We start from the raw sequence: 10,039 nt of genomic DNA, 5'->3' as shown, positions 1-10,039 counted from the left end.
GGCCCCCACCGCTGGGCGGTGGGGGCCGGTGCCGTTCGGAGTAGCGGGGGCAGGATTCGAACCTGCGACCTCTGGGTTATGAGCCCAGCGAGCTACCGAGCTGCTCCACCCCGCGTCGGTGAGACCAGACTACACCCGGTCTCGGGTGAGGGTGCACCGGGGCCGGCACACCCCCACCCGCGCGGCTCAGCCGGTCGGCGTGGCCGGCGCCGCGGCCGCGGCCTGGGCCGCCTCGTACGCCTCGACCGCCCGCTGCAGGTCGGCCAGCGCCTGGCCCTGCGCGGCGAAGTCGCCGCTGCGCTGGGCGTCGGCCAGCCGCTGCAGCGCCGCGTCGAGGTCGGCGACCGCCTGGTCCAGCGCGGCGTCCGACCCGTCGGCCGGCGGCGTCGTCGGCTCGGCCGGTGTCGTCGGCTCCGCGGGCGTGGTCGGCTCGGCCGGCGTCGGCTCCTCGGTGTCCGGGGTGGTCCCGGCGTCGTCGGAGTCGGTGGCGGTGTCCCCCGCCCCGGCCCCGAAGACCTGGTCCAACGCCTCGGCGAGCGTGTCGGCGTACCCGACCCGGCCGCCGTAGTTGACCAGCACCTTGCGCAGCAGCGGGAAGGAGTTCTGCCCGGTCCCCTCCACGTACAGCGGTTGCACGTAGAGCAGGCCGTTCTCCCCGATGGGCAGCGTCAGCAGGTTGCCGAACACCGCCTGCGAGTCCTCGCTGTTGAACAGCGTCAGGTCCCGGGCGACCTCGTCGTTGGTGTTGAACGACTGCTGCACCTGCTGCGGCCCGCGGAAGGGCGTGTTCCCGGGCAGCCGGAGCACCTGGATCGAGCCGTAGGTGTCCGGGTCGCTGGAGGCCGCGATGAACGCCGAGAGGTTCTGCCGGCGGAAGGCGTTCAGCGCGCTGGTCAGCTGGAACGTCGCGCCGCCCTCGCCCGGGCGCGCGGCGAGGATGTAGTACGGCGGCTGCGCCTCCTCGGTCTGCGTGTCCTGCGTCGGGTCGGCCGGCACCGCCCAGCGGTCGTTCTGGCTGTAGAAGTCGCCCGGGTCGCTCACGTGGTAGCGGGTGAGGATGTCCCGCTGCAGCTTGAACAGGTCCTCGGGGTAGCGGACGTGGCCGATGAGCTCGTCGCTCATCTCCGACTTCTCCTCGATCACGCCCGGGAACGCGGCCATGTAGGCCTTCAGCACCGGGTCGTCCTCGTCCCACTCGTAGAGCCGGACGGTGCCGTCGTAGGCGTCCACGGTGGCCTTGACCGAGTTGCGGATGTAGTTGAACTGCTCGTTCGGCAGGGCCGCGGTCCCCTGGCCGGTGAGCGCGTCCTGCGCCGCCTCACCGAGCTCCATCCGCTCGGAGTACGGGTAGGCGTCCGAGGTCGTGTAGCCGTCGAGGATCCACTGCACGCGGCCGTCGATGACCGCCGGGTAGGGGTCGCCGTCGACGGTGAGGAACGGCGCGGCCTTCTCCACCCGCTCGCGCGGGTCGCGGACGTAGAGCACCTTCGAGGCGTCGTTGACCGCACCGGAGAGCAGGAAGTTGCGCTCGCGGTAGTAGATGGCGAACGTCAGCTGCCGGAAGAAGCTGCCGATCGCGACGCCGCCCTCGCCGTCGTAGGTGTTGTTGACCTCGCCCTCGGAGCCGTCCTCGGGCCGGTCGAACTCGCGGGCGTCGGCACCCTCGGGCGCCCCGACGACGGAGTAGTCGTCGATCAGCTCGCCGTAGTAGATCCGGCCCTGCTCGACCTCGATGTCTCCGGTGGTGGGCAGGTCGCGGCTGGTGAAGTTCGGCTCGCCGCCCTCCTGGCCGGTGACCACCTGGTTGGCCGGCGCGGCGACGAACCCGTTGCCGTGCGTGTAGACGGTGTGCCGGTTGATCCAGGTGTCCTGGTTCTCCGACAGGCTGCCGCTGTCGAGCTCGCGGACGGCGACGACGTAGTCGCGGGTCTCGCCGTCGATCGTGTACCGGTCGATGTCGAGCTTCTCCGGGAAGCCGTACACGTTGCGGATCTGCTGGCGCGCGGTGAACGTCGCGGACAGCACGTTGGGGTCGAGCAGGCGGGCGTTCGGGATCGTCGCGTCGTCGTCGCGCAGCTCGGCCAGCGCGGCGCCGGTGTCCACGTTCTCGCCGGTGTTGTCCTGCGCGAAGTCGGTGTACTCGACGTCGGTGAGCCCGTAGGCCTCGCGGGTCGAGGCGATCGCCCGCTCGATGTAGTCGGCCTCGCGCTCGTTGGCGCTCGGGCGGACCACGAACTGCTGCACGATCGCCGGGTAGGCCACGCCGATCACCAGGCTGGACAGCAGCAGCAGGACCAGCGCGGCGGCCGGCAGCCGGAAGTTGCGGACGACGACGTTGGCCAGGAACGCGAGCGCGCAGAACGCCGCCGCGAACACCAGGATCGTCTTGGCCGGCAGCAGCGCGTTGACGTCGGTGTAGCTCGCGCCGCTGAACAGCTCGCCGCGGTCGGAGTAGACCAGCCCGTAGCGGTCGAACCAGTACGCGACCGCCTTGAGCGCCACGAACAGGCCGAGCAGCACCGACAGCTGCACCATCGCCGCGCCGGTGAGCTTCTGCCCCGGCGTCTGCAGCCTCAGGCCGCCGAAGACGTAGTGGGTCAGCAGCGAGCCGATCAGCGCCAGCAGCACGATGGCGAAGCCGAAGCTCAGCAGCAGCCGGTAGAAGGGGTACTCGAAGACGAAGAACGACAGGTCCAGGCCGAACTGCGGGTCGACGTCGCCGAACGGCGTCGAGTTGCGGAAGGTCAGCCAGGTCTCCCAGCTGCCCTGCGCGGTGAACCCGGCGAACAGGCCGACGACGACCGCCACCGCCGACAGCACCAGGGTGCGGCGGGGCTCCAGCGACTGCCGGTAGCGCTCCAGGTTCTGCTGCTCCAGCGACATCGGCCGGAACGCCGGGCGGAACCGGTAGGCCAGGTAGATCGCCAGCGCGGTGAGCCCGCCGGTGGCCACGCCGGCCACGGCGAACAGCAGGGCCCGGGTCTGGAGCTCGGTCCAGAAGACCTCGGTGTACCCGGTCTCGTCGAACCAGAGGTAGTCGACGTAGACGTTGGTCAACGTCCCGATGGCCGTGAACAGCACCAGCAGCACGGCGATGGACCCGATGACCACCTTCGCGCGCCGCGACAGCGTCGGCACGGACACGGGGGGCCGCATGGCCACGAGCGGTCTCCTTCAGTTGCAGGTGCGGCGGGCACCGGGAGGCGCCGTCGCGGTGTGGCGACCGCGTGCGGTCGGACGTCTGGGGCGCCGGTCGGCACGGGCGCCGGGCTGGCGCACGAGCGGCCGGTGTCGCCCCTGACCAACGCTCGGCGCGGCACCGGGTTCCCCGGGGAGCCCGTGCTGGCCGACAGCATCCACCACGCGGGGCGTCCCGTGGCGGGCGGCGGTCAGCAGCCCGCGGGGGTGCGCCCCTCCCGCACGTCCTCGAGGGCGGTCAGGGCGTCGTCCAGGGTGGCCACCCGGGCCAGGGTGAGGCCGGTGGCCGGGGACCCCAGCGCGTCGGGGCAGTTGTCGGCCGGGACGAGGAACAGCTCGGCCCCGATCTCCTCGGCGGCGACCATCTTCAGCTGGATGCCGCCGATCGCGCCCACCGCGCCGTCGGCGTCGATGGTGCCGCTGCCGGCCACCACGGCACCCTCGGTCAGGTCGGTGTCGCCGACCAGGTCGAGGATGCCGAGGCTGAGCATCAGGCCCGCCGACGGGCCGCCGACGTCGGCGACGTCGATGTCGACGTCGAACGGCGCCGAGGGCTGCTCGCGCACCACGACGCCGAGCACCGAGCCCTCGCGGTCGGCGGACCCGCCCGTGGTGAGCGTGGCCGTGCCCGGCTGCCCGAGCCGGGTATAGGCGACCTCCACGGTCGTGCCGGCCGGGATGGCGGCGAGGACTGCGGCCAGCGCGTCGGAGTCCGGCGTCGGCTGCCCGTCGACGGACTCGATCGCGTCGCCCTCCTCGAGCAGCCCGTCCGACGGCGAGTCGTCCCCGGACAGCCCGCGGACGACGACCTTCACCGGGTAGCCGAGGTGCCCCAGCGCCGCGGCCTCGGCAGACTCCTCGGAGGTGAGGAAGGCCTGCCGGTTGGCCTGCTCGATCTCCTCCTCGGTCCGGTCCGGCGGGTACACCGACTCCTCGGGCACCACGCTGATCTCGTCGTCGAACCAGCCGCGGACCGCCTCCACCAGGCTCAGGCCCGCCCGGCCGACGCCGACCGTGGTCAGGTTGAGGTTGCCGCTGACGTCGTTGCGGTCGCGGCCGCGGAGGGAGATGACCGGGTCGCCGTCGATGTCGCCGAGGGTGTTGAAGGTCGGGCCGGGCACCTGGGCGACGTAGGGCACCGGCAGGGCCGCGCCGAGGACGCCGGCGACGAGCAGCAGCACCACACCGACGGCGAGGACGGCGATCCGACGGGTCACGACCGGCCAGCGTAGAACCTCGCGCTGGCAGCGTCCGCCGAGAGCGGACGCGGGAGCCACCGCTCGGGCTCCGGCGGTGTGATCACGCGTCTACCGTGGGGGCATGAGTGACGTGCCGTTCGGATTCGGGATGCCCGACCGCGACCCCGAGCGCCGGGACCAGCCCGGCGGCGACCCGTTCGGCTTCGGCGCCCTGTTCGGGTTCGGCGGCCCGGGCGGCGCCGGGGGCGGCACCCCGGAGGAGCTCCTGGGCAAGATGCCGCTGTTCGCCGAGCTGCAGAAGCTCGTGAACTGGTCGGGCGGGCCGGTCAACTGGGACCTCGCCCGGCAGGGCGCGATCAGCTCCCTGGCCACCGGCACCCAGCCGACGTCGGAGGCCGAGCGGGCCGCCGTCACCGAGGCGGTGCGCCTGGCCGACCTGTGGCTGGACCAGGTCACCGACCTGCCCTCGGGGACCGACCGGGCGCTGGCCTGGTCCCGGGTGGAGTGGGTCGAGCAGACGCTGCCGGCCTGGGGCGCGCTCATCGACCCGCTGGCCGAGAAGGTCGTGGCCGCCATGACCTCCGCGCTGCCGCAGGAGGCCATGGCCATGGCCGGCCCGCTCGCCGGGATCATGGGCCGGATGGGCGGCCTGATGTTCGGCGCCCAGGTCGGGCAGGCCCTCGGCCGGCTCGCCGGCGAGGTGCTCACCGGCACCGAGGTCGGCCTGCCGCTGGCCCCGGCCGGCTCGGCGGTGCTCGTCCCGCAGAACGTCGCGGCGTTCGCCGAGGGCCTGGACCGCCCCGCCGACGAGGTCCGGCTGTTCCTGGCCCTGCGCGAGGCCGCGTCGCTGCGGCTGTTCGCGCACGTGCCGTGGCTGCGCCAGCAGCTGCACGACGCCGTCCACGCCTACGCCCGCGGCATCACCATCGACCGCGAGGCGATCGAGCGCGGCCTCAACGACGCGATGGGCTCGATGGGCGGCGGCTTCGACCCGTCCAACCCCGAGGCGCTGCAGGAGCTGCTGGGCAGCGGGCTGCTCGAGCCGGAGGAGACGCCGGAGCAGCAGATGGCGCTGCGCCGGCTGGAGACGCTGCTGGCGCTGGTCGAGGGCTGGGTCGACACCGTCGTCGCGGCCGCGGCCGGCGAGCGGCTGCCCGGGCACGGGGCGCTGGCCGAGACGATGCGCCGCCGCCGCGCCTCGGGCGGCCCGGCGGAGCAGACCTTCGCCACCCTGGTCGGCCTGCAGCTGCGCCCGCGCCGGCTGCGCGACGCGGCCACCGTCTGGGGCGCCATGGCGCAGCAGCACGGCACCGAGGCCCGCGACCGGCTCTGGTCGCACCCGGACCTGCTGCCCACCTCCGACGACCTCGACGAGCCGCTGGACTTCGTCGCCCGCCAGGGCGTGGACGACGAGCTGCGCGCGCTGACCGACCCGGTCGAGGACACCGACGGCGGCGACACCGGCGAGGGCCCGGACGGGGACGCCCCCACCCGCTGAGGACGCCCTGCGGCGTCCCCCCGCGAGCCGGGTGTCGTGCTGGAACGGCCCCCTCGCAGGGGCCCGCCGTGAGCGTGCGAGCGGTGGGGGGCGAGGGGGTCCTTCCTCAGTCGACGAGGTCGCCGTCGTCCCCGCGGGCGCCGTCGGCGCGGGCCGTCTCGACGCCCTCGAGGAAGCCGCGGGCCCGCTCGGCCCGCGGGTAGCGGGCCACCAGCGCCCAGAAACGCGCGTCGTGGCTGGCCTCGAGCAGGTGCGCCAGCTCGTGCACCAGCACGTAGTCGACGACGTACTCCGGCATCGACCGCAGCCGGCTGGACAGCCGGATGCTGCCGTCGGCGGGGGTGCACGAGCCCCAGCGGCGGTTCTGGTTGTCCACCCACCGCACGCTGGTCGGCTGTGGCACGCCGTCGAGGTGCTCGGCCGACAGCGCGCGGGCGCGGCTCATGAGCTCGTCGTCGCCGCCCAGGGACCTGCGGCGGCGCTCCTCCCGGGTCTGCAGCTTGGCCACCATCTGGGCCACCCAGCGCCGCTCCTCGGCCGGCGTGAACGCCGCCGGGATGAGCACGATCGTCCGCCCCGACTCGCGGTAGGCGGTCACCGTCCGACGGCGGCGCGCGCTGCGGCGCACCTCGACCGGCCCGTCCGTGGACAGCGGGCCGCGCGAGGGGTCGGGGGTCGATCCGGGCACGGGAGGACGGTAGCCACCGGCCGCCGACGACGCGCGGAGGGGAGCCACCCGCTCGGGTACGAGTCGCACGGACGGTGGACACGCCGCACCCCGCCCCGGCACCGGCGGCGGGACGCACCGTCCACAGCGGCACCGACGGCGTCCGCGCAGGTGACGGGCGTGCCACGGGCCGGCGACGGGCGGGTGGACGCCGACCCCTCCCCCGGCTGCACACAGCGACACGCCGCGGGGTCCCCACCGTCTCCACAGCGCTGTCCACAGGCTGTGGGCGCCGTGGCGGGACGGACTCCCCGGCCGGACGGGTCGGACGGGACCGTCCGGGTAGCGTTCGCGGAGGCGGCGCCCGGACGGGTGCCGAGCAGCTGAAAGAGGAGGCACCGTGGCGGAGAGCTACAACGGCTACTGCGTGAAGTGCAAGGAGAAGCGGGACTTCGACGGCGAGGTCAAGGTCAGCGAGTCCGGCCGCCGGATGGCCCAGGGCACCTGCCCGGTCTGCGGCACCAAGATGAACCGGATCCTCGGCAAGGCCTAGGCACTGCCTCCTGACGGCGGCGTCCCGCACCGCGGGCGCCGCCGTCGTCGTGTCCGGGCCCTGTGGACGACGGCAGCGGGCGCCGGCCCCGTCCTGCCACCCTGCGCGCGTGTCCGATACCGCCCACCCCCTGCTGCCCCCGGGCACGCCGCTGCTCCGCCGCTCCCCCGACGCCGTCCAGGTCGGCGGGGTCGAGCGCGACGGTGTGCTGGTCGGCTCCGCGCCGGCCGCGGTGACCGCCCTGCTGCGCGGGCTCGACGGCCGGCGCTCCCAGCGGACCGTGCTGGCCGACGCCGCCGGCGACGGGCTCGACCCCTCCTCGGTCAGCGCGCTGCTCGACCACCTGCGGGCCACCGGCACGCTCGTCGACCTCGAGGCCGCGGACCTGCTGGCCTCCGACGCCGGCCCGGCCGCCGCGGCCCGCACCGCCGCGGAGCTGCCCGCCGCGCGGGACCCCGACGGCGCGTTGCGCTGGCACGCCCGGCGCGCGGCGACGGTCGTGGTCGAGGGCGCGACCCGGGTCGGCGTCCCCCTGGCGACGCTGCTGGCCGCCAGCGGCGTGGGCCGGGTCCACGTCCGCGACGACGGCGTCACGACCGCGGCCGACGCGGTCGCCGGCGGCCTGACCGCGGCCGACGAGGGGCGGGCCCGCTCGCTCGCCGCCGCCGACGCCGTCCGCCGCGCCAGCCCGCTCACCGACCTGCGCCCGCTGCCGACGGGCGCCGTCCCCGACCTCGTCGTCCTCGCCCGGCCGTGGGCGGCCTCCGACCCGCTGGTCGCCGGCCTGCGGGACGCCGGCGTGCCGCACCTGGTGGCCGCCGTCCGCGGCGACACCGGCGCCGTCGGGCCGCTGGTGGTCCCCGGCGTCACCGGCTGCCTGCGGTGCGCCGACCTGCGCCGCCGCGACACCGACCGGCACTGGCCGGTGCTCGCCGCCCAGCTCACCGCCGCCGACGTCCCCGGCGGGTCCACCCTCACCTGCTGGGCGACCGCGCTTGCCGCGGCGCAGACGGCGCTGGCCTACCTCGACGGCAGCGGCAGCCCGGCGGCGCTGGCGGGCACGGTGGAGCTGGCGCCCCCGGGGCTGGTGCCGCGGCTGCGCCGCTGGCCGCCGCACCCGTCCTGCCGGTGCGGGGGGACGCCCGCCCCTCCGGGTGACGGCCAGCACGGCTCCGTCAGCGGCCCGGGCTCCGCGTCGGGGACAATGGCACGGTGACCGACGACGCACGGGGGATCCCGAGGGGCTCGATCTCGCGCACCGCGCGGCTGGCCTCGCTCCCCCTGGGTGCGGCCGGCCGCGCCACGCTGGGGATCGGCAAGCGGCTGTCGGGGCAGTCGTCGGAGGCGGTCGCCGCGGAGCTGCAGCAGCGCACCGCCGAGCAGCTGTTCGCCGTCCTGGGCCAGCTCAAGGGCGGGGCGATGAAGCTCGGCCAGACGTTGTCGGTGTTCGAGGCCGCCGTCCCCGAGGAGGTGGCCGCGCCCTACCGCGAGGCGCTGGTCAAGCTCCAGGAGGCGGCGCCGCCGATGCCGGTGCGCACCGTGCACGCGGTGCTCGCCCAGCAGCTCGGCGGCACCTGGCGCACCCGCTTCCGCGAGTTCGACGACCAGCCGGCGGCGGCCGCCAGCATCGGCCAGGTGCACCGCGCCACCTGGCGCGACGGCCGCGACGTCGCCGTGAAGATCCAGTACCCGGGTGCGGCCACCGCCCTGATGGCCGACCTCAACCAGCTGTCCCGGTTCGCCCGGCTGTTCGCCGCGCTGTTCCCCGGCATGGACGTCAAGCCGCTGATCGCCGAGCTGCGCGCCCGGGTGATCGAGGAGCTCGACTACGGGCTGGAGGCCGACGCGCAGCGGCAGTTCGCCGCCGCCTACGCGGGCGACCCGGAGATCGTCGTCCCGCGGGTGGTGGCCAGCGCGCCCAAGGTGATCGTCTCGGAGTGGCTGGAGGGGCTGCCGCTGTCGCGGGTCATCACCGACGGCACCCGCGAGCAGCGCGACCGCGCCGGCCACCTCATGGCGGTGCTGCACTTCTCCGCGCCGCAGCGGGCCGGGCTGCTGCACGCCGACCCGCACCCGGGCAACTTCCGGCTCGTCGAGGGCGGCCGGCTCGGCGTCATCGACTTCGGCGCCACCGCCCGGCTCCCCGACGGGCTGCCCGAGCCGATCGGCCGGCTGGTCCGCTGGGCGCTGGAGGGCCGCGCCGAGGAGGTGCTCACCGACCTGCGCGCCGAGGGGTTCGTGCGGCCGGGAATCGAGGTCGACGCCCGGGGCGTGCTGGACTACCTGCGGCCGATGCTCGAGCCGGTCGAGAGCCCGGGCTTCCGCTTCACCCGGGCGTGGATGCAGGAGCAGGCCGCCCGGCTCGCCGACCCCCGCACCGAGGCCAGCAAGCTCGGCCGCCAGCTCAACCTGCCGCCGGCCTACCTGCTCATCCACCGGGTGACGATCGGCTCCATCGGCGTGCTCTGCCAGCTCGACGCCGCCGCCGACTACCGCGGCGTCCTCGAGGAGTGGCTGCCCGGCTTCAAGGCCTGACCCGGGCCTGACCCGGGCCCGACCGGCCCGGGACGACGAGAGGCCGGGCCCCGACGCACCGGGAGCGTCGGGGGCCCGGCCTCGACCGGGAGGGGCACCGCGTGCCCCGGGCGGCCCCGCTGCAGGGACCCACCGCGAGCCTGCGAGCGGTGGGGCAGCGGGGTCCTTCCTCAGCGGACGGCGGCGCTGGCCCGCGCGGCACGCCGGCTGGCGTACTCCGCGCGGCGGGCCCACCGGCGGGCGGCCCGCAGCCGACGCACGCGGCCGGCGGCGTCGGCCTCGGCGCGCAGCTCACGCAGCCGCGTGGTGGCCAGGTCGTACTCGTACGTGGTCATCTCGGGTCCTCGGTGCTCGTCGGGCGTCGGTGCCCGATCGGATGGCTGTCGCTG

8 protein-coding genes and 1 tRNA gene are annotated in these 10,039 nt (G+C 75.2%); 4 read left to right on the top strand and 5 right to left on the bottom strand.

All coding sequences use genetic code 11. The features are described from left to right. Positions 1 to 41 precede the first annotated feature (41 nt). The 3 genes from ACI8AA_RS18420 to ACI8AA_RS18410 all read right to left on the bottom strand — a co-directional run bounded on the left by ACI8AA_RS18420 (position 42) and on the right by ACI8AA_RS18410 (position 4,415). Positions 42 to 115 (bottom strand) — tRNA-Met (locus ACI8AA_RS18420). Positions 116 to 186: 71 nt separating this feature from the next. Beyond that, entirely contained in the window at positions 187 to 3,156 is a 2,970-nt protein-coding gene (locus ACI8AA_RS18415) for a UPF0182 family membrane protein (RefSeq protein ID WP_457045835.1), read from the bottom strand. A 233-nt stretch (positions 3,157 to 3,389) separates the two neighbouring features. Then, positions 3,390 to 4,415: a YlbL family protein gene (locus tag ACI8AA_RS18410; protein WP_457045834.1), complete on the bottom strand. Its 1,026-nt coding sequence runs from the start codon at positions 4,413 to 4,415 to the stop codon at positions 3,390 to 3,392. A gap of 103 nt (positions 4,416 to 4,518) precedes the next feature. Here ACI8AA_RS18410 and ACI8AA_RS18405 point away from each other — a divergent pair, with 103 nt between their 5' ends. Continuing rightward, positions 4,519 to 5,895 (top strand): zinc-dependent metalloprotease, encoded by a 1,377-nt coding sequence (locus ACI8AA_RS18405; RefSeq protein ID WP_457045833.1) that lies wholly within the window; start codon positions 4,519 to 4,521, stop codon positions 5,893 to 5,895. Positions 5,896 to 6,001: 106 nt separating this feature from the next. Here ACI8AA_RS18405 and ACI8AA_RS18400 read toward each other — a convergent pair whose 3' ends face one another. Continuing rightward, the gene (locus ACI8AA_RS18400; RefSeq protein WP_457045832.1) at positions 6,002 to 6,583 is read right to left on the bottom strand and encodes a M48 metallopeptidase family protein; all 582 of its coding nucleotides are present in this window, start codon (positions 6,581 to 6,583) and stop codon (positions 6,002 to 6,004) included. Positions 6,584 to 6,962: 379 nt separating this feature from the next. On the opposite strand from ACI8AA_RS18400, the gene ACI8AA_RS18395 reads away from it, so the two are divergent. The 3 genes from ACI8AA_RS18395 (at position 6,963) to ACI8AA_RS18385 (ending at position 9,650) form a co-directional block, all read left to right on the top strand. Continuing rightward, positions 6,963 to 7,115, top strand: a complete 153-nt coding sequence (locus tag ACI8AA_RS18395) for a DUF5679 domain-containing protein (RefSeq protein ID WP_012950213.1) — start codon at positions 6,963 to 6,965, stop codon at positions 7,113 to 7,115. A 109-nt stretch (positions 7,116 to 7,224) separates the two neighbouring features. After that, complete coding sequence (locus tag ACI8AA_RS18390) at positions 7,225 to 8,331, top strand: ThiF family adenylyltransferase (RefSeq protein ID WP_457045831.1); 1,107 nt, start codon at positions 7,225 to 7,227, stop codon at positions 8,329 to 8,331. Then, positions 8,328 to 9,650: an ABC1 kinase family protein gene (locus ACI8AA_RS18385; RefSeq protein ID WP_457045830.1), complete on the top strand. Its 1,323-nt coding sequence runs from the start codon at positions 8,328 to 8,330 to the stop codon at positions 9,648 to 9,650. The genes ACI8AA_RS18390 and ACI8AA_RS18385 overlap by 4 nt, the downstream gene beginning before the upstream one ends. 170 nt (positions 9,651 to 9,820) lie before the next feature. On the opposite strand, the gene ACI8AA_RS18380 is transcribed toward ACI8AA_RS18385, so the two are convergent. Continuing rightward, a complete protein-coding gene (locus ACI8AA_RS18380; RefSeq protein WP_456903407.1) occupies positions 9,821 to 9,985 on the bottom strand; it encodes a hypothetical protein in 165 nt (54 codons plus the stop codon). Positions 9,986 to 10,039 lie beyond the last annotated feature (54 nt).

Source organism: Geodermatophilus sp. SYSU D01180 (assembly GCF_054050415.1).
This window is presented reverse-complemented; position numbering and strand designations above follow the sequence as displayed.